This is a genomic window from Paenarthrobacter sp. RAF54_2, assembly GCF_052113945.1.
In the GTDB taxonomy this organism is placed as follows: Bacteria; Actinomycetota; Actinomycetes; order Actinomycetales; family Micrococcaceae; genus Arthrobacter.
Map to the genome: position 1 here is coordinate 271,707 of NZ_JBFRDV010000002.1, position 17,448 is coordinate 289,154.

General features: G+C 61.4%; 22 protein-coding genes. 12 read left to right on the forward strand and 10 right to left on the reverse strand.

Translation table 11 applies throughout. The features are described 5' to 3' along the window. Positions 1-93 precede the first annotated feature (93 nt). From AB4Y87_RS02735 to AB4Y87_RS02750, 4 genes are all read left to right on the forward strand, one after another. A complete protein-coding gene (locus AB4Y87_RS02735; RefSeq protein WP_442002947.1) occupies positions 94-897 on the forward strand; it encodes an alpha/beta fold hydrolase in 804 nt (267 codons plus the stop codon). 79 nt (positions 898-976) lie between these two features. Further along, complete coding sequence (locus AB4Y87_RS02740; protein WP_442002978.1) at positions 977-1,678, forward strand: FadR/GntR family transcriptional regulator; 702 nt, start codon at positions 977-979, stop codon at positions 1,676-1,678. A 67-nt stretch (positions 1,679-1,745) separates the two neighbouring features. Further along, positions 1,746-2,363, forward strand: a complete 618-nt coding sequence (locus tag AB4Y87_RS02745; RefSeq protein ID WP_442002948.1) for a nucleotidyltransferase domain-containing protein — start codon at positions 1,746-1,748, stop codon at positions 2,361-2,363. Further along, positions 2,364-2,747, forward strand: a complete 384-nt coding sequence (locus AB4Y87_RS02750) for a hypothetical protein (protein WP_442002949.1) — start codon at positions 2,364-2,366, stop codon at positions 2,745-2,747. Between the two features lie 114 nt (positions 2,748-2,861). Here AB4Y87_RS02750 and AB4Y87_RS02755 read toward each other — a convergent pair whose 3' ends face one another. After that, positions 2,862-3,293, reverse strand: a complete 432-nt coding sequence (locus tag AB4Y87_RS02755; RefSeq protein ID WP_431117519.1) for a universal stress protein — start codon at positions 3,291-3,293, stop codon at positions 2,862-2,864. 163 nt (positions 3,294-3,456) lie between these two features. Here AB4Y87_RS02755 and AB4Y87_RS02760 point away from each other — a divergent pair, with 163 nt between their 5' ends. Both AB4Y87_RS02760 and AB4Y87_RS02765 read left to right on the forward strand, forming a co-directional pair. Further along, a complete protein-coding gene (locus AB4Y87_RS02760; RefSeq protein ID WP_442002950.1) occupies positions 3,457-4,263 on the forward strand; it encodes an SDR family oxidoreductase in 807 nt (268 codons plus the stop codon). A 108-nt stretch (positions 4,264-4,371) separates the two neighbouring features. Continuing rightward, the gene (locus tag AB4Y87_RS02765) at positions 4,372-4,581 is read left to right on the forward strand and encodes a dodecin (RefSeq protein ID WP_442002951.1); all 210 of its coding nucleotides are present in this window, start codon (positions 4,372-4,374) and stop codon (positions 4,579-4,581) included. Between the two features lie 54 nt (positions 4,582-4,635). Here the strand turns inward: AB4Y87_RS02765 and AB4Y87_RS02770 are convergent, their stop codons facing one another. After that, positions 4,636-5,520 carry a helix-turn-helix transcriptional regulator gene (locus tag AB4Y87_RS02770; protein WP_442002952.1) on the reverse strand — a complete coding sequence of 295 codons (885 nt, stop codon included), beginning with the start codon at positions 5,518-5,520 and terminating at the stop codon, positions 4,636-4,638. A gap of 232 nt (positions 5,521-5,752) precedes the next feature. Here AB4Y87_RS02770 and AB4Y87_RS02775 point away from each other — a divergent pair, with 232 nt between their 5' ends. The 5 genes from AB4Y87_RS02775 (at position 5,753) to AB4Y87_RS02795 (ending at position 10,620) form a co-directional block, all read left to right on the forward strand. Next, on the forward strand, positions 5,753-6,574 hold the full coding sequence (locus AB4Y87_RS02775) for an aldo/keto reductase (protein ID WP_442002953.1): 822 nt from the start codon (positions 5,753-5,755) through the stop codon (positions 6,572-6,574). Positions 6,575-6,599: 25 nt separating this feature from the next. Next, positions 6,600-7,571 carry an aldo/keto reductase gene (locus AB4Y87_RS02780; RefSeq protein ID WP_442002954.1) on the forward strand — a complete coding sequence of 324 codons (972 nt, stop codon included), beginning with the start codon at positions 6,600-6,602 and terminating at the stop codon, positions 7,569-7,571. Then, a complete protein-coding gene (locus tag AB4Y87_RS02785) occupies positions 7,568-8,605 on the forward strand; it encodes an NAD-dependent epimerase/dehydratase family protein (protein WP_442002955.1) in 1,038 nt (345 codons plus the stop codon). Before AB4Y87_RS02780 ends, AB4Y87_RS02785 begins: the two co-directional genes overlap by 4 nt. 83 nt (positions 8,606-8,688) lie before the next feature. Continuing rightward, positions 8,689-9,519 (forward strand): aldo/keto reductase, encoded by an 831-nt coding sequence (locus AB4Y87_RS02790; RefSeq protein ID WP_442002956.1) that lies wholly within the window; start codon positions 8,689-8,691, stop codon positions 9,517-9,519. 36 nt (positions 9,520-9,555) lie between these two features. Further along, positions 9,556-10,620, forward strand: a complete 1,065-nt coding sequence (locus AB4Y87_RS02795) for a lactonase family protein (RefSeq protein ID WP_442002957.1) — start codon at positions 9,556-9,558, stop codon at positions 10,618-10,620. Here the strand turns inward: AB4Y87_RS02795 and AB4Y87_RS02800 are convergent. The 4 genes from AB4Y87_RS02800 to AB4Y87_RS02815 form a co-directional block, all read right to left on the reverse strand. Beyond that, a complete protein-coding gene (locus tag AB4Y87_RS02800) occupies positions 10,617-10,847 on the reverse strand; it encodes a hypothetical protein (protein ID WP_442002958.1) in 231 nt (76 codons plus the stop codon). The two genes, AB4Y87_RS02795 and AB4Y87_RS02800, sit on opposite strands and share 4 nt — an antisense overlap. Beyond that, positions 10,844-11,041 (reverse strand): hypothetical protein, encoded by a 198-nt coding sequence (locus tag AB4Y87_RS02805; protein WP_442002959.1) that lies wholly within the window; start codon positions 11,039-11,041, stop codon positions 10,844-10,846. The genes AB4Y87_RS02800 and AB4Y87_RS02805 overlap by 4 nt, the downstream gene beginning before the upstream one ends. A 260-nt stretch (positions 11,042-11,301) precedes the next feature. Beyond that, the gene (locus AB4Y87_RS02810) at positions 11,302-12,333 is read right to left on the reverse strand and encodes a hypothetical protein (protein WP_442002960.1); all 1,032 of its coding nucleotides are present in this window, start codon (positions 12,331-12,333) and stop codon (positions 11,302-11,304) included. 1 nt (position 12,334) lies between these two features. Beyond that, on the reverse strand, positions 12,335-12,844 hold the full coding sequence (locus AB4Y87_RS02815) for an RNA polymerase sigma factor (protein WP_442002961.1): 510 nt from the start codon (positions 12,842-12,844) through the stop codon (positions 12,335-12,337). Between the two features lie 137 nt (positions 12,845-12,981). Between AB4Y87_RS02815 and AB4Y87_RS02820 the strand changes: the two genes are divergently transcribed. Beyond that, positions 12,982-13,959 (forward strand): serine hydrolase domain-containing protein, encoded by a 978-nt coding sequence (locus AB4Y87_RS02820; protein WP_442002962.1) that lies wholly within the window; start codon positions 12,982-12,984, stop codon positions 13,957-13,959. Between the two features lie 73 nt (positions 13,960-14,032). Here the strand turns inward: AB4Y87_RS02820 and AB4Y87_RS02825 are convergent, their stop codons facing one another. From AB4Y87_RS02825 to AB4Y87_RS02840, 4 genes are all read right to left on the reverse strand, one after another. After that, entirely contained in the window at positions 14,033-15,070 is a 1,038-nt protein-coding gene (locus tag AB4Y87_RS02825) for a HoxN/HupN/NixA family nickel/cobalt transporter (RefSeq protein ID WP_442002963.1), read from the reverse strand. Beyond that, positions 15,070-15,984, reverse strand: a complete 915-nt coding sequence (locus tag AB4Y87_RS02830) for an urease accessory protein UreD (RefSeq protein WP_442002964.1) — start codon at positions 15,982-15,984, stop codon at positions 15,070-15,072. Before AB4Y87_RS02830 ends, AB4Y87_RS02825 begins: the two co-directional genes overlap by 1 nt. 241 nt (positions 15,985-16,225) lie before the next feature. Beyond that, the gene (ureG, locus tag AB4Y87_RS02835; RefSeq protein ID WP_442002965.1) at positions 16,226-16,843 is read right to left on the reverse strand and encodes an urease accessory protein UreG; all 618 of its coding nucleotides are present in this window, start codon (positions 16,841-16,843) and stop codon (positions 16,226-16,228) included. Positions 16,844-16,856: 13 nt separating this feature from the next. Next, positions 16,857-17,448, reverse strand: a 592-nt coding sequence (locus AB4Y87_RS02840) for an urease accessory protein UreF (RefSeq protein WP_442002966.1), incomplete at its 5' end; no start/stop codon positions are given.

A 17,448-nucleotide genomic window follows, 5' to 3' on the forward strand; every position in this document is an offset into this window, starting at 1 on the left:
TGAATGTAAGATGTCAGACATCTAACATTTCATAGCCAGTGTGACACAGCGCTCTTCCCCGCGCAAGATGCCGTGCGTCACTAGTCTGGAGACATGGCCGGCACCGCAGTTCCACTCCCCTTCGTGGAGGTTCGCACCCCCGCGTCTTCCTCGGGCGAGCAAGTTCCCGTTGTGCTGATCCACGGCTGGGCCTCAGGCTCCGTGTACTGGGAGCCGCTCGCGAAAATACTGCTCGACGCCGGACGCGAAGTTTGGATCCTCGATCTCCCGGGCTATCACCCGGGTCAGGACCTGCCGTCCGGCTACACGTGGACGTTGGACAGCGCCGCAGCGTCGGTCGGAGCAGCGATCCGCGCCCGCACAGAAGGGCCGGTGCACCTCGTGGGGCATTCGATGGGTGGCAGTGTCTCACTGACCCTGGCGGCAAAGCATCCAGAACTAGTGGCGACAGTGACGCTGGTAGGAATGGTTCCGGCACCTCAAAACGAGGCCTTCAAGAAGCTCTTGGTGTCGCAGCTCCGGCAGGGATTTTTCGACGCCGATACCAAGCTGAAGCTTATGAATGCTTGGTACGGGGATCTCTCCGCGGACAACATGGAGCTGCTCAGCAAAGGTTTCGATACGCCGTTCGAAGTTCTGTCCGCCAGCGCCCGGGCGGCGATGACCGGCGTCGAACCTTCAGTTCCCAGCCGCGTTCAGGCGCCGCTTCTGGTGATTGCTGGAACGGGCGACCGCGTGCGGTCCATCGAGCAGATGGCTGCGTTTGTGGCGGCGAGCCCATCACGCACCCTGAAGGCAATTCCCGACGCCGGCCACAGCGTCCACTGGGACCAGCCCGAAGAATGCGCGAAGACTTTGTGTGAATTTTGGAAAACGAGCGGGCCAGCGCCAGCGTAAGATGTCTGACAACCATCCGCGCCTGGAGGAAAACATCCATGAGGTGCCGGACGGTCTGAATTACGGGAAATGGGGATACATGGCACGCAAGTCGCTGGTGGGCGTCGTTGCTGATGAGCTGCTGGACCGGATCATCGCGGGCGAGTTTCCGCCGGGAACGATTGTCCCGGGCGAACTGGAGCTCAGCGCCCGGCACGAGGTGAGCCGCATGACCGTGCGCGAAGCCATGAAAACACTCGAAGCGCAGCGGATCCTCAGCGTGGAGCGTGGCCGCGGTACGTTCGTTAATCCGCTGAACCAGTGGGCATCCCTGGAGGCTGTCCTGCGTGCGGCATCCGAAGGAACCAAAGACGCGGCAGCTGCCGTCCAGCTCATCGAGCTACGCCGGATGCTGGAGACCGGCGCCTGCGAACTCGCTGCGGAACGCATCTCCGACGACGAGCTGATCAGCCTCAAAGAGCATGTTGAAAAGATGCAAGCCGCGCACGAGGTTAATGACGTGGCCGCCTTCGTGGAAGCCGATCTCGCCTTCCACGACGTCATCCTCCATGCCTCGGGCAACGTGTTCGTGGCAGTACTGTTCGAGCCACTGCATCGTGTACTCGAAGCGCGGCGCACGGAGACCTCAGCTTTCCCTGAAATCCAGGAGCACGCGATCGGCCATCACCGGAAAATCGCAGCGGCCTTGGACTCGCGGAATCCGCACGAGGCACGGCTGGCCATGGACGCCCACATGCAGCAGACCCTGGACGATCTGAAGACGTACGTTCTGGAGGCCTAGCCCAACTGGCTCGGCGGATGTCTACTATTGTACTTATAAGTGCACAATAGTAGATCTGGGAGACGCCATGCGGCTGCAGAACCCGCTGACGACCATCAGCCCCACGCTTGACATGGGTGTCCTGTACGTCCTGGCGCGCGCTGATGCCGAGTTCACAGCCCCCAACCTCTCCAACCTTCTTCCCGAGCGCAGTTCCCTTGCCGGCGTCCGCAAGGCCCTGATTCGCCTCGTCGCTCAGGGCATCGTCTTGGACAAGGTGGCCGGAAGAACGCACGTTTTCCGGCTCAACCGTGATCACCTTTTGGCCGAGGCAGTGATCGCGATGGCCTTATCAAAAGATCGCCTCTTCGCCCGCATCCGGAGCGAAATCGAGATGTGGGAATTCTCGCCCATTGTCGTCACGATCTTTGGCTCAGCTGCACGTAATGACATGCGCAACGATAGCGATATAGACCTTTTCATAGCCCTCAATGACCCCAGTGACGAGTCGCAGGCTGACACCAGGATTGCGCAGCTGGCCGCCGATGTCAGTGCGTGGACAGGCAACGACACGCGGCCCCTGGTCTATCTGGAGTCCGAAGTTGCACCCTCCCCGATCTTCGATTCGATCATCACCGACGGGTACACACTTTTCGGCGACGCTACCTGGCTGAGGCGCGTACTACGCGCGGACAGCGTCGCGTAAATGAGGACCGCGCAAGGAAGCGAAGCTATCCGCCTGGGTCGTTTGAATAAGGCTGTGCAGTTCCAAAAAGTTGCCTTGGACGCACTCGAACTGGCCGAGGAACACCATGAAGTAGCTGATGCCGTGGCAACACTCTGCGTCCACGCCGGCATTGCCGCCTCTGACGCCATCTGCATTGCCCGCCTCGGGCAGTTCGCACAGAGTCAAGACCACAACGAGGCTGCGGGCCTTCTGAGGACGGTAGATGAAGCCGCAGCCAAGCATCTAACCGCTCTGCTGGGCATGAAAACTCGCGCTGGGTACGGGCACCATGCCGTCACCACGGAGCAGCTCAAGAAGGCCACAAGGGCCATGAGCGCCCTCTTGGAATTCGCCCGAAGATAGCACTCAGCGGCTTGGCGAGGCCTTTCCACGGCCATGAATTCTCCCCAACTGAACAGCAGCAGAGGCCGTTTTGAGCTTCCAAAACGGCCTCTGCTGCTACCTAATAAGAAAGGGCTACGCGTCCACGTCCGTGTTCACGATGTACACGTCGCACGGAGCGCCGTGTGCCACGCTGTTGGCGATGCTGCCCAAGACACGGCCGAGGCCCTTCATCCGCTTGTTTCCGACCACGATCAGCGAGGCGTTGTTGGTCTCGGCGTAGTTGATGAGCGCGTTGGCCGGCGTACCGCGGGCTGCGAAGTACTTGATGTTGCCGCTGGGGACATCGAGTTCCTCAGAGACCTTGCGGGCCACGTATTCTGCGGAGTCGGCCGAAGAAACCGTGATCCGGTCGCTGCCGCTGCCAAATTCTTCAATGCGGTCATCGGAGAACCCGCTGATGACGTGCAACTCGGCGCCAAGGGCTGTGGCAAGCTTCGCTGCTGCCACTGCTGCGCGTTTGGCCGTTTCGCTGCTGTCAACGCCGACGACAATAACTTCAGACATGAGTACTCCTGGTTGTGGGAATTCACTGGTGGTGCTGCTAAAAATCTACACTCCATCGTGATCCCCCGCCGGGACCTGGCATCTTCCAACCGAGTGTTTACGATCCGGCGTGTCCGGGTAGAGATAAGTCATCGGAACCATCACGCGACCGAAAGGCAAGGACATGAGCGAGGCATCATTTTCCCCGCAAACCGCCATCGTTACAGGATCTGACTCTGGGATAGGACGCGCCACGGCGGTTGCTCTGGCCAAGGCAGGCATGGACGTCGGCATTACCTGGCACACGGACCAGCAAGGTGCCGAGGACACCGCAGAAGAAGTCCGCGGCCTGGGCCGCAAAGCGGTGGTGCAGCACTTGGACACCACGAACGTCTCCGAAACCGCTGCAAGCATTGACAAGCTGGCCGAGGAACTCGGCGGCGTGGACGTGTTCGTCAACAACTCCGGAACGGGCGATGGCACCAAGTTCCTCGAACTGGACTACGACACCTGGATGTCCACCTTGGACACCAACCTCAACGGTGCTTTCGTGGCCATGCAGGCAGCCGCCAAAAGGATGGTCAAGGCCGGCCGCGGCGGGCGCATCATCGCCGTCACGAGCGTGCACGAGTTCCAGCCACGGGTCGGAGCCTCCGCCTACGACGCCTCAAAGCACGGCCTTGGCGGGCTCATCAAGACCATGGCTTTGGAACTTGCAGAGTTTGGCATCACCGCCAACAATGTTGCTCCCGGTGAGATCGCAACACCCATGACGGGCCAAACGGACGAGGACCCCAGGCAGAAGGAACGGCCGGGCGTGCCCCTTGGCCGTCCAGGTGACGCACGGGAAATTGCCGCCGTCATCGCTTTCCTGGCCTCCCCGGATTCCAGCTACGTCACTGGCGCCTCGTGGCCCGTGGACGGCGGAATGCTCCAAATGGGACCGCATGCAGGATCGCACATCACGGGCAATGACTGGCGCGAAAGCTGAGCCCGCCCGACCTCTGGCCCGCACGGACGTCCGTGGGCTAGTCTGCAGGAACGGCCTGCCGAGCGGGCCAGCATTTTCAAAGATTCAGGGACGATGATGAGGAGCACCATGGCTGACCACACATATAGCGTTTCCGAAATTGTTGGCACTTCTTCCGAGGGCGTCGATGCGGCCGTCAGGAATGGCATTGCCGCCGCCTCCCAGACGCTGCGTAACCTGGACTGGTTCGAGGTGAAAGAGATCCGCGGTCATCTGCAGGACGGTGCAATTGCCGACTGGCAGGTGACCATCAAGCTTGGTTTCCGCCTGGAGCGCTGATCCCCTCCCCCGCGAGATGACAGTTGACGCCCATGTTCAGCAAAAACATGGGCGTCAACTGTCATCTCGGCGGGCGGGTTCGGGGGCCGGCTGGATCGCTTCGGGCACCTCGCCAAAGCTGCTGAGCAGGGTCAAAGCGTCCGACGACGGCGAGCCCGCCTTCGCGGAATGGACCCTCAGCAGCTGGTCGGGATCGTCCGGGAGGCTTAGCGTTTCAAAGTTCAGTTCAAGATCGCCAATCAGCGTGTGGTGCAATCTCACCGTGCCGGCAGAGCGTGAGGCCACCCTGTGCCCAGCCCACCATTGACGGAAATGCTCACTATGGACCGCGAGTTCGCCTACGAGCTGGTTGGTTTGCGGATCGTTGGGGTGTCTGCCTACATCCATCCGCAAGGCACCCACTGCCTCGGCGGCCACGGTTTTCCAGTCCCTGAACAGGTCCTTGGCTGCAGGATCCAGAATGATCCAGCGGGTCAGGTTCCGCTCAGTGGCGGGCAGCGCCGTGAAATCCGTGAACAGCAGATGAGCCATCCGGTTTCCGGCCAATACATCCGCGCGTCGCCCCAGGACCATGGCGGGAACATCGCCGACGGCGTCCAGCAGCTGCCGCAACGCGGGGCGCACCTTTTGGGCGGGGCCGGGATTGCCGGCCGAACTCGCGCAGTGCTCAAGCAGGTCCAGCATGTGCGCGTGCTCCCCCGCGTCCAGGCGCAGTGCTCTCGCTACAGAGTCGAGGACTGCCTTGGAGGGGTGGATGTTCCGGCCTTGCTCGAGGCGTGTGTAGTAGTCAGTGCTCACCCCGGAGAGCCTCGCCACCTCTTCGCGGCGGAGACCGGGCACCCTGCGTGAGCCCGTGGACTCCTGGCCCCCGGCGTCCTCCGGCGAAAGGCGGGCTCGCATGACTTTGAGAAATTTTCCGAACTCGGCGCTTTGACCCATCCGTCCATTCTGCCGTTATCGCGGCGGGCAAGACCAGAGCAGGACCACCGATTTGGGTAGGACTGCCAGACCTAGGAAAAACAGGATCAGGCTGGGTTGCTGACTCTCCGACGAAAACTGAATAGGCTCAGTACAGAGCCTCCCGAAAACGCTTTCTGGAAAACCGGCTTACCCGGCCGAGCTCACAGGAACCACGGGCAGGCTTGGACATATCTACCTCGAAGGAGACCTCATGCCAGAGCTGACCCTAAATAACGGCGTCACCATTCCCCAGCTCGGATTCGGTGTTTTCCAGGTGCCTCCGGAAGAAACGCAGAAGGTGGTGGAAGACGCTTTGGAGGCGGGATACCGGCACATCGATACTGCCGCCGCCTATCGGAATGAGGCCGGCGTGGGCGCCGCCCTCGCCGCATCAGGCCTTCCCCGGGAAGACCTATTCATCACCACCAAGCTCCGCAACGGAGAGCAGGGCGAGGCGTACGACGCCTTCCAACGCAGCCGCGACGCCCTCGGCTTGGAGGTAGTTGACCTCTACCTGATCCACTGGCCCGTCCCTTCACAGGGGCTGTACACGCAGGCTTGGAAGGAGATAGAGAAGCTCTACCAGGACAAGCAGATTCGGTCCATCGGCATCTCCAACTTCCTCTCGGACCACGTGGACACGCTGTTGAGGGAAGCGGACGTGGTGCCGGCCGTGAACCAGATCGAGCTGCACCCCACGTACCAGCAGGCCGATCTTGCAAACAAGTGCCGCGATCTCAGCATCGCCGTTGAGGCGTACAGCCCGTTGGGGCAGGGCAAGGACCTGAACGCCGAGGTAGTGGCCTTGGTGGCTGCCGCACACGAAACAACCCCGGCACAGGTAATTCTGGCCTGGCACCTCGCGCAGGGAACCATCGTGATTCCCAAGTCCGCGGACTCTGCCAGGATGCGGGAAAACCTTGGAGCCGCCGATCTCACCCTTACCCAATCCGAACTGGCTGCCATCACCGCCTTGGAGGCCGGGGCCCGCATAGGTTCCGATCCCGCCGTCGCGGCTTTTACCCAGCTCTAAATAGACAAAGTAGAGGACCAAAAACATGCAGTACACCAACCTTGGGCGCTCCGGCCTGAAAGTTTCGCGTCTCTGCCTGGGCACCATGAACTTCGGCCCCCAGACGGATGAAGCAACGGCGCACTCCATCATGGATTCCGCACTGGATTCCGGCATCAACTTCTTCGATACCGCCAACGTCTACGGCGGTTCGGGCCACCGGGGATGGACCGAGGAAATCATCGGGCGATGGTTCGCGAAGGGCGGCGAGCGCCGGGAACGGACCGTGCTGGCCACCAAGCTGTATGGCACCATGACGGATCGGCCGAATGAATCAAAGCTCTCCGCGCTGAACATTCGCCGTGCCCTGGATGCCAGCCTGAAGCGGCTGCAGACGGATTACATCGATATCTACCAGTTCCATCACATCGACCGTCAGACACCGTGGGATGAGATCTGGCAGGCAATCGAGGTGGCCGTCCAGCAGGGCAAGATCCTGTATTCGGGAAGCAGCAACTTTGCCGGCTGGCACATCGCCCAAGCCCAGGAAGCCGCCCGCAGGCGGAATTACACCGGCCTGGTCAGTGAGCAGTCCATTTACAACCTCTTCCGGCGCGAACTGGAGCTTGAGGTCATCCCTGCCGCGCAACAGTACGGGCTCGGCCTGATCCCGTGGTCACCGCTGCAGGGCGGCCTGCTGGGCGGCGTACTGAAGAAGGAGGAGCAGGGCGTTCGCCGCACGGAAGGCCGTGCACTGGAGACGCTGCGCAAGCATGAGGACCAGATCCGTCAGTACGAGGAATTCGCCGACGAACTCGGGCAGAAGCCCGGAGACGTTGCCCTGGCTTGGTTGCTTCATCAGCCTGCCGTGACGGCGCCGATCGTTGGACCGCGCACGCAGGAGCAACTGGATGCCGCAATCCGCGCCCTGGACGTGACCCTCAACGAGGATGCGCTCAAGCGCCTCGATGACATCTTCCCAGGCCACCGCACCGCCCCGGAGGACTACGCCTGGTGAGCAGCCTCCTCCCCGAAGCGGACACCGTCTCGCCGCGGAACATCCTGTTCATCGGCGGGACCGGGGTCATCAGCGCGGCGGCGGCTGAACGCGCCGTAGCGCTGGGCCACCGGCTGACCATCCTCAACAGGGGACGGTCAGCCGGGCGGCCGGTCCCTGATGGTGCTGAAGTACTTCATGCGGACATCCGGGACACCGAGGCTGTACGGGAGGTACTTCGCGGAAGGGAGTTCGACGCCGTTGCGGACTTCATCTCCTTCACTCCCGGTCACGCGCGGGCTGGCTTGGAGATGTTCCGAGGGAGGACGGGCCAGTACGTTTTCATCAGTTCCGCCTCGGCGTACCAAAAGCCACCGAACACCCTGCCCATCAGGGAATCGACTCCCCTGAAGAACCCGTTTTGGAAGTACTCGCAGGACAAGATTGCCTGCGAGGAGATGTTCTTTGAGGCCTACCGCGAGCAGGACTTCCCCGTGACGGTGGTCCGGCCATCCCACACCTATGATCGGACCAAGATCGCAATGGTGGGTGGTTGGACTGACATTCACCGGATGCGCGCGGGAATGCCCGTGTTGGTTCATGGGGACGGGACGTCCCTGTGGACGCTGACTCACAGCCGTGATTTCGCCAAGGCCTTCGTTGGGCTCTTGGGAAGGCCGCAGGCTGTCGGTGAGAGCTACACCATTACTTCCGACGAGTTCTTGCCGTGGAACCAGATCTATCGTCTCTTCGCCCGGGCGGCCGGCGTTCCCGAACCTGAGCTGTTCCATGTTTCCTCTGAGACAATCGCCGCCCATAGCAAAGAGCTTGGCCCCAACCTTCTGGGTGACCGCTCGCACTCGGTGGTGTTCGATAACTCCAAGATCAAGGCACTCGTGCCGGACTACAAGGCAACCATCCCGTTCGCGGACGGCGCGAGGGAGATCATCGACTGGCACGATCAGCATCCGGAACTGCAGGTGGTGGGTGAAGACTTCATGGAGCTGAGCGATCGGCTTTATGAGTGGTCGGCTCGAGGAGTGGCGGGGCGGTAGCTGTTGCCAAGCAGCCAGTGGCCAGCGTAGAACAGCAAAGAGACCCGCCCATAGAGATTCCAGCACCAGAGGAGATCACGCCAATGACACTGGCCCCGCTCATTGAACTCAACGACGGCTACAAGATTCCGCAACTGGGGTTGGGTACATGGCCCCTGGATGATGCCCAGGTTGCTGACGCCGTCGTCGAAGCTGTTTCACACGGTTATCGGCACATTGATACGGCAGTCAAATACGGCAATGAGAAGGGAGTCGGCAACGGAATCCGCGCCTGCGGAGTTGACCGGGGCGAGCTCTTCGTCACCACCAAGCTGGACGGTGGATTCCAGGGTTCGGGCAAGGCAGTGGCAGGGCTCGATGGCTCGCTGGAACGTCTGGGGCTGGACTACGTTGACCTGCTGCTGATCCACTGGCCGCTCCCCCGCCGCGACGAGTTCGTCTCCACCTGGAAGACCTTCGAGGAACTGCAGGCCTCAGGCAAGGTTCGTTCCATCGGCGTTTCCAATTTCAAGCCTTCGCACCTTGACCGGCTGTTCAGGGAAACGGATGTTGTCCCGGCGGTCAACCAGATCCAGGTCAGTCCCGCCATCCCGCGTCCTGTTGCCATCGCGTTCAACGAGCAGCACGGGATTGTCACGGAGTCCTACAGTCCACTTGGTGCCAGCAGCGATCTCCTGAATGCCCCTGTTCTGGGAAGCATCGGCAGCAAGCACGGCAAGACGCCCGGCCAGGTTGTTCTGCGTTGGCACGTCCAGCAGGGCCTGGTTGCCATCCCCAAGACCTCCAACCCGAAACGGATGCAGGAGAACCTTGACGTCTTCGACTTCGAGCTGGACCAGGATGACCTGAGAAGGTTACAAACCCTCGACGCCGGACCTGATGCCGGCGTCGACTCGGACGTACAGGGACACTAGGGGACAGGGGACATTGAAGGATTGGGGACACTAAGCATGGGGGAACACCGCATGGAAACAGCAGGCACCAAAAAACTGATCTGGACCGGGTCCTACACCGCGGACCGGAATGGAAATGGCGAAGGGATCGGCGCCATCACCCTGGATACAGACGGGAAACTCACTTCGCTTGGCTTGGCCGTCGCAGCGAACTCGCCATCTTTCCTGACCGTCCACCCAACCCTCCCTGTGCTCTATGCCGTGGCCGAGGAAGGCAAGATGGTGCGGGCTTACCGCACTACCGGCACCGCTGAACTCGAGCAAATGGGCGAGCCGTGGCTGGCGGGCGAGGCCGCTTGCCATGTCGCAGCAGATTCGCAGGGGCGATTCATTGTGGTCACCTGCTGGGGCGACGGCCAGGTGATTCTGTACGAACTGGACCACGACGGCGCCATCACGTCGCGCACCACTGCGGAAGCCGCCGTCGACCCCCATCAGACCGCACCCACCGACGAGCCGCGGCCCAGCCGTGCACATTCGAGCCTTATGCTTCCCGATGGTCGCGTGATGACCACGGACCTCGGACACGACCTTGTGCGGATTTGGCGGTATGAGCCGGGCAAGGGGCTGCTGCCGGACCACCATGTGATCCTGCCCAAGGGCTCGGGCCCGCGGCACATGGTGCGGCATCCCAGCGGAACGGTATTCATCGACACGGAATACTCGATTGAGGTTGCAGCTGTCAGGGCCGAACCCCAAGGAGTCTACGAACTCACCGCCGTGCTTCCGGCCAGTGTCAACAAAGCGTTCGACGGCGACTCCGCCGCCGAGATTGCAATGTCCACTGACGGCCGGTTCGTCTATGTGGGAGTCCGCGGCTCCAACCGGATGTGCGTCCTGAAGGTGGGCGGCCAGGGCACGGACGTGACGCCCCTGGCCGATGTGCCAAGCGGGGGCGATTGGCCACGGCACCACCTGGTCTACGACGGATGGCTCCTGGTGGCGCATGAAGGTTCCAACGACGTCCTGAGTTTCAGGCTCGACCCCGAAACCGGCCTGCCCGACGGGCCCGTGGGCAGGGTGGAGACGGGGTCCCCGAGCGTTTTGGTTCCGGCGGGTTAGGCCGCCCAGACCTGGACGTCGTCGGTTCCGCAGAACAGCTTCCGTCCAGTGGGTTCAAGGACCACCCACAAAAGTTCCTGATGCTGCGATACGTCGTCAACACGGCCGGTACCGGCACCCCAGGCGACATCGTAGATCCAGACGCGATCCCCGGTGCCCAGTTCAGTCCACTGGGTTGCCGGCACGTGCCGGTAGTCGGCGGGCCTGTTCAGAATGGAGCTGGTCATGCTGAGACTTCGCCAGCGGTCCGGCGCCGCCAGACAGTGGGCACTCCGTTGTGCGCCGGGAGGACGTGACCTTCGGCGAACACGTGGACGGCATCAGGGTCCGAGTCCGGGCTCCACAAACCCGAGGCCGGGCAGTGGGAACCGGTGGGCATGACACGGGTGGCTCGTTCGCGCAGGAGGGCGATGCTCTTCATCGTTGAAACTCATCCTCGGGTAGTTCAGGGCGCCGAATACTGGGAAGCAGCGCCTGGTGTGAAGCAGATCTCCTCAACCCTATTCAAGTCATGGACGGTTCGTTATAGGCAATTGCATAGCATTTCCGCATGGTGTCATGCACACGAACAGTAGGATTCCGGCCCGTTCTCCAGTAGGAAAGCGCGCCACCCGCCCAAGTAAGTCGCAGTAGAGCGCGTTTTGAGGGCTCAGAACGCGCTCTACTGCTACTCAGATGGGGTTATTTGTAGCTGACGCTCAGCAGCAGGGCTTTCAGCTGCGAGTACTGCGTACTGCCCATCCAGGCCTTCGCTGCCTCGGGGGTGGCGAAGGTGGGTTGCTTGTCAGGATCGAACACAACGTATGCGTTCATGAATCCGTTGGGCATCCGGATCAGGTTGGTGCCAGAGCTGGTAATTCCTGGCTCCAGCTCGGACGACAACCGAATATCCATGGCGTAAATGGGAGGATCATCGCTGGGGCCGGAACGAGCTGAAGGCATGCCCTCGTAGGCCGGTCCGTCGTAGGGGATGAATTGGATTTTATTTGAAAAGAAGCCAAACTCCACTTGCTGGTCTGACATGTCCCTGATACCAGGAACCACTGCCCGGTCCAGGACTGTCCGATCCACCCGCCCCGCCGTGCCGTCTCCGTAGAACCCGCTGGACACAAAGGCGACCTTGTCCCCGGCGCTGTCCAGGATGGTGGCCCCTTGGGATGCGGCCTTCGTTTCCTCCGAAAGATATGGACCCTGCTCCGTCCGAACAGTCCAGCCGCTCGGGTAGTTGAAGGAGATGTGTCCATCCGGGAACGTGAACTTTTGCAAGGCTGCAACTGGTGGTGCTGTAGGTGTGGGTGTTGGTGCCACCGTCGGAACGATCGCAGGAGCCGGCTGAGTGGGCGTGACCGGCGTCGGAGCGCTGGACGGGGTCACTGATGCGCTGGCCGAAGGTGTGGCGGACATGCTCGGCGTTGGCGTTGGTTCAGGCGTTGTGACGGTGACTGCCGGCGCCGGCGTCGAGCTCACAGGCCCAAAGTTGGCCGCCACGAGGACGCCTGCCGTGACAGCTGCCGCTCCCAGCAACAAGGCTCCGGCAATCCGGACCTTTCTTTTCCTGCGATCTTGGAGGGAGATCACGCCAGCCGGCACAGTGTCGCTGAAGACCCTGGGCCCGGTCAGCATACGAGCCAAAGCTTCTTCGCCGTTGATTTCGGCCTCTGGTTCCTGGGCAAGAGGGTCGATCGAGGAAATCTGGCTCTTGATCTGATCCATCTCAGACTCCCATCTTGTGTGTAGTCGTTTCGACACCTGCAGGCATCTGTTTCCGGAAAGCACCACGTGCGCGGTGCAAGCGGACCTTGGCTGCTGATTCACTGCAGTTGAGTACCCGCCCGATTTCGGCACAGCCCAAACCATCCCAATAGGCCAGCTGGAGGATGTCCCGGTCCTGGTCGCGGAGGCGGGCCATGGCATCCTGTACAACGACGTTCTCGGAGTCGTCCCCGAAACGCTCCACCGCCGTCGTGCGTAGTTTTTCCTGCAGTGCCTGCTGCCGGTCACGGCTCCTATAGGCGTTGCCCACCAGATTGCGCGCAACAGCGAGCAGGTATGGAATATCGGGTTGGGAGTCGTCGTCCCATTTCTGCCAAAGGACCCGGAAAACGTCCGCCGCGATTTCTTCGGCCATTTCCGCCGATTCCACCCTGCGGCGGACAAATCTGAAAACGGACGGATAGCTGTTTTTGTGAATGGCGATAAACGCCAGTTCGCGCTCGGAAAGCACGATTTTCCCCCTGAAAGTAGTGTCCTGAACTGCAGGATACTTCTATAGTTTCCGGCCCACGTCCCGGGGTTACACGCGGCTCGGAGAATTTTCGATAGATTCGTCTCACCGAACCCGAGCGAAAGCGTGGAAGTCACATGGTGGAATCAGGTCCCGCGGCAGACTGGGCCCGCAAACAGGTGGACCAAGGCCGCGTGCCGGTGGCCGTGCTGGGAATTGCATCCAGCCACGGCATCTCCGACGTCGTTGCCTTTGGACACGACGCCGGCCGGAAGGCAACCACCGATGACCACTTTGCGCTGTTCTCAGTCACCAAACCCATCAGCGCGATGACGGTGATGCGCCAGGTTGAGCTGGGGAAATTATCGCTCGGCAATTCTTTGACGGACGCGCTCCCCGGCTTCGGCGCCCACCGCACGGACACGGTTACCCTCGAACACTTGTTGAGTCACCGGTCGGGAATCATGGATACACAGCTCGACGGCGGCACTCCCCTCCGCGAGGACCTCACCTCGGCGGAGCAAGCCTTCTATGCTGGCTCGTTGGTCCAGTACTGCAATGTGGCTTTTGAAGGCGCTGCGGCAATGGCTGAATGGGCGGATGGACGCCCGTTCGAAGAGCAGGTTCGTTCGCTGGCCGAGGACACCGGCGCGAAAGGCCTCACTTTCCACACGGACTGCAACCCGCACACCGTGCGTGGCGCAGAAGAGCAGGGGCTGGACGTTGAAGGAATGTACAAAAAGAAGCACCCTGGCGCCGGTTTGTTCGGCACCGCCACGGATCTGCTCAATCTCGGCACTGAGTTGCTGCGCGATTCCGGCAAGGCAGTGCGGCCCGCCACGCTTGCGGCCATGCGCCGGCCAAGGACCACCGGGGTTTCGCACATCAGTGTCCGGCCCAAGCCCCTGCGGCACACAGGCCTCGGTTTCCAGATGCCAGCCAACGAATCCGAGCTGATTGCCCAAGGGATCTACGGTCACCCCGGGTGGGCGGGCACGGAATGGTGGATGTTCCCGGAGCAGGACCGGTGCGTCGTGTTCCTGACCAACGTGCTGGACACCCCGGACCTCGGCGTGGACACCAATGAGCTCTTCAACGCGGTGGCTGCCTCCTGAGCCCAACTACGTAGCAGCACAGCGCGTTTTGAGCTCTCAAAACGCGCTCAGCTGCGACTTACTTGGGCTGGGGCTAGCGCATCACCCGGCCACGCCACGCGGAAACAGCCCACGCGATCACGAACAGGGCCACCAGGAGCAGGCCTGCATCGCCAAGGTCGATCTCTCCCAGCCACGAAGTCAGCGGGTCCTCGAGTTCAAACGCCGCGTTGACGAATCCCCCGAGCGTGATCACGGAGATGAACAGCGCCGAGACAGCCGAGATGCCGGTAATCACCACGTTGAAGCCGAGCTTCCGCTGAGGGTCGTTGATGGCCGATCTGTACATTTTCATCATGGCCACGCCGTTGATGGAATCGCACAGTGTCATGGCAGCGGTGAACGCGAAGGGAAGCGCCATCAAGGCGAGCGGCGAGACGCCGGCGAGTGACGCCGTCGTGGTGATAACCAGCAGCCCGATGGTGGTGGCCGTATCGAAGCCGAGGCCGAAGAGGAAGCCGATCACGTAGATATTTCGCGGCCGCTCCACCTTTGACAGGGGCTTGGCCAGCAACCGGGCAACAAATCCCTTCGCCTCGAGGTCTTCTTCTCGGATCGTTCCGCCGGCCTGGATGCTCCGGTAAACCTGCGTGGCGCGCAGGAATGCCGAGCCGTTGAAGAGCCCCATCCCCAGCAGGAACAACCCCGACACTCCACTACCGATCAAGCCCAGCATCTTGTTGCCCGCCGTGCCGTCCTCCATGAATTGACCTATCAGCGTTGCGCCCGCTGTCACCAGGAGCCCTGCCAGGATCACGACGGAACTATGGCCAAGGCTGAAGGCGAACCCGACACTCACCGGATCCTTGTGCTGGGCCACTAACTTTCGCGTGGAGTTGTCGATCGCAGCGATGTGGTCCCAGTCGTAGCTGTGCTTGACTCCAGCCACATACGCGGTGACCACCAAGCCCAGCGCAAGCGGCTGCGCCGCCCCTGCCGAACCCAGCAGCAAAAGCACGACGGCGGCAACGTGCAGCGCGACCACCGCGCCGAACGTGAAAAGTAGCCGGGTCCGCAGTGGCAACTTCTCGCGATCCCGGTAGATGGCGGCGAACCCGGTCAGCGCAGTCATTAGTACTTCCTCAGGTTCACGGGTCCCTGACCATACCAACGTTCACGGAGAACGCTGGTGCAGGCGCCCAGCAGATTATTGAGTTCGTCGGTGCTGTTGGACAACGATCTCAGCACAAGTCCAGTGGTACCGCCAACACTATTGGTCAATGAAACGCCCGTGTAAGCATCATGGTCCCGCGTCAAGTGGTGCAGCTCGTCGGCAAGCTCCTGATTTACCCGCGGATCCACAACCACCAACGACCCCACATGACTAAAGCCCTCCATGAACCCCATCCCAGCCACATCACCCAGCGGCGGCCTTATCAGGAGGTTATCGAGGACCAATAGCCGGGATCCCCCACCGGTCTCGACCTGGATCTCATTGCGCAGCCGCAACTCCTCATACCGGAACACCCCGCCGTCGGGCGACCACCCCGGCGTAATGACCTCAGCCATGACAAGGCTCGACGTCGGGTGGAGACTGATGCTCGAATTCTGCCGATAACTCGCCTCGCGATAGGCGATCAATTGGTCAGGCAACAACTCCAACCGCGCCCCCTCCCCCAGCCGCACACGCATCCGCTGCTCAGCAAACGACCCCGGAGTCCGATAAACCTTGGTAGCCGATTGAGTCGTCAACAGCAGCTCCGCCCCAGGCTGGACCTCCACGTCAATAAGAAACAAGTCCGCCCCCAAATACGCCCCGCCAGGATTAACCATGACAAAGCAAACCTGCCCGGACTCATCCAAATAATGCGGCCGCAACACTCTCAAAGCGCCCTCATGAAATTGCCGGGAAGCAACAGACCTCCCCCCGCGCACACTAACAAAAAGCTCCAACCGCCCCCGCACCCCCGCAGCCAACCCTGCGTCGGGCACCAAGTTCCCCCAAGGACCGACACCGCCGGTCGGGACCACAATGTGCGTGCTCATAATCCACCAACGCCAAGTGACTGGAACCCCGCAGCTACGGCGTCGGATTTCGGTGGTGATGCGGCGTGCAACGTGGACTGTTCACTGCCGCGAGGCGACTTCACCAATGAGGCGGCTGAGCCGGATTTGGGGGCCGCGGCGTGGTGGGCATCGCGAAGCGGGCACGGCCCCAAATCCGGCGAAGCCGCCGGACCCGTGGCGGGCGCCGCCCCCGGTGACGTGCCGACGCGCTCGAGCGGCGTCATTGTGCCAAGTCGAGCATCAGGACGTCGCGCCGGATCCAGTTCAGGACGGCGTCCAACCCTTCGTCCGTTTTGAGGTTCGTGAAGCAGAACGGTTTGTTGCCCCTGAATTCCTTGGAGTCCCGCTCCATGACCGAGAGGTCTGCTCCGACATGGGGCGCGAGGTCCGTTTTGTTGATGATGAAGAGGTCGGATTTGATCATGCCTTGGCCGGCTTTTCTGGGGATTTTTTCGCCTTGCGCTACGTCGATGATGTAGATGGAGAAGTCGACGAGTTCGGGGCTGAAGGTGGCTGAGAGGTTGTCGCCGCCGGATTCGATGAAGATGACTTGTAGGTCGGGGTGCCGGGTTTTGAGTTCTTCGATGGCTGCTGTGTTCATGGAGGTGTCTTCGCGGATGGCGGTGTGGGGGCAGCCGCCGGTTTCGACGCCGATGATGCGGTCTTCGGGGAGGATGCCGTTGGCCGCAAGGATTTTGGCGTCTTCGATGGTGTAGATGTCGTTGGTGATGGCGGCCATGGAAATGTCGCCGCTCATGTGCCGGGTGATCCGCTCGACGAGTTGTGTCTTGCCGGCCCCGACGGGTCCACCGACACCGATTTTGATGGGTTCAGACATGTGTCCTCCTGGGTTAGCTCATGAACATGCGGGCGCGTTGCCGCTCGTGCCGCATTTGTGAAATTTCAAGTCCAGGGCTCACGGCCCCAAAGTCGTCCCAGCACAGCTGTGCTACAACCTCGACGGCGGCAGCAACGGCGTCGTGCGCGTGCCGAAGTATCCGTTGCCCGGCGTTCTGCCCGAGCGGTATGGCTCGGACGGCGTTCTGCGTCAGGGAAGTAACGGTGGCAAACAAATAGGCAGCAAGCGCCTCCTCAAAAGGAACCTTCAGCGACCGCGCAATCACCCCAAAGGCCAACGGCTGGTGCCCCCCACACTCCCCCCGCCGAACCAACTCCCGATACGCCTCCAACTCCCCCGACGGAAATACGTCCCCGCCAATCTCCAACATCCGCCCACCCATTTTCAAAGAAGCCTCCCGCACCTCCCGAGCCAACAACTGCCCAGAAAGAACAGAGTCCAACAAGCCAACATCCACCCCTTCATACAAAAACCGCAGAGCCAACCCATCCGAATAAGTCAACTGCTGCCCCACAAAAACCCCGAGCCACCGCCCAAACGACCCCTCATCACAAACCAGCTCACGATGTATGTAGCTCTCAAAC

Bases quoted from the DNA above. Each gene is read 5' to 3' on its own strand.
- AB4Y87_RS02735 (WP_442002947.1), top strand. From the start codon at position 94: ATGGCCGGCACCGCAGTTCCACTCCCCTTCGTGGAGGTTCGCACCCCC.
- AB4Y87_RS02740 (WP_442002978.1), top strand. From the start codon at position 977: ATGGCACGCAAGTCGCTGGTGGGCGTCGTTGCTGATGAGCTGCTGGAC.
- AB4Y87_RS02745 (WP_442002948.1), top strand. From the start codon at position 1,746: ATGCGGCTGCAGAACCCGCTGACGACCATCAGCCCCACGCTTGACATG.
- AB4Y87_RS02750 (WP_442002949.1), top strand. From the start codon at position 2,364: ATGAGGACCGCGCAAGGAAGCGAAGCTATCCGCCTGGGTCGTTTGAAT.
- AB4Y87_RS02755 (WP_431117519.1), bottom strand. From the start codon at position 3,293: ATGTCTGAAGTTATTGTCGTCGGCGTTGACAGCAGCGAAACGGCCAAA.
- AB4Y87_RS02760 (WP_442002950.1), top strand. From the start codon at position 3,457: ATGAGCGAGGCATCATTTTCCCCGCAAACCGCCATCGTTACAGGATCT.
- AB4Y87_RS02765 (WP_442002951.1), top strand. From the start codon at position 4,372: ATGGCTGACCACACATATAGCGTTTCCGAAATTGTTGGCACTTCTTCC.
- AB4Y87_RS02770 (WP_442002952.1), bottom strand. From the start codon at position 5,520: ATGGGTCAAAGCGCCGAGTTCGGAAAATTTCTCAAAGTCATGCGAGCC.
- AB4Y87_RS02775 (WP_442002953.1), top strand. From the start codon at position 5,753: ATGCCAGAGCTGACCCTAAATAACGGCGTCACCATTCCCCAGCTCGGA.
- AB4Y87_RS02780 (WP_442002954.1), top strand. From the start codon at position 6,600: ATGCAGTACACCAACCTTGGGCGCTCCGGCCTGAAAGTTTCGCGTCTC.
- AB4Y87_RS02790 (WP_442002956.1), top strand. From the start codon at position 8,689: ATGACACTGGCCCCGCTCATTGAACTCAACGACGGCTACAAGATTCCG.
- AB4Y87_RS02795 (WP_442002957.1), top strand. From the start codon at position 9,556: ATGGGGGAACACCGCATGGAAACAGCAGGCACCAAAAAACTGATCTGG.
- AB4Y87_RS02800 (WP_442002958.1), bottom strand. From the start codon at position 10,847: ATGACCAGCTCCATTCTGAACAGGCCCGCCGACTACCGGCACGTGCCG.
- AB4Y87_RS02805 (WP_442002959.1), bottom strand. From the start codon at position 11,041: ATGAAGAGCATCGCCCTCCTGCGCGAACGAGCCACCCGTGTCATGCCC.
- AB4Y87_RS02810 (WP_442002960.1), bottom strand. From the start codon at position 12,333: ATGGATCAGATCAAGAGCCAGATTTCCTCGATCGACCCTCTTGCCCAG.
- AB4Y87_RS02820 (WP_442002962.1), top strand. From the start codon at position 12,982: ATGGTGGAATCAGGTCCCGCGGCAGACTGGGCCCGCAAACAGGTGGAC.
- AB4Y87_RS02825 (WP_442002963.1), bottom strand. From the start codon at position 15,070: ATGACTGCGCTGACCGGGTTCGCCGCCATCTACCGGGATCGCGAGAAG.
- AB4Y87_RS02830 (WP_442002964.1), bottom strand. From the start codon at position 15,984: ATGAGCACGCACATTGTGGTCCCGACCGGCGGTGTCGGTCCTTGGGGG.
- ureG (WP_442002965.1), bottom strand. From the start codon at position 16,843: ATGTCTGAACCCATCAAAATCGGTGTCGGTGGACCCGTCGGGGCCGGC.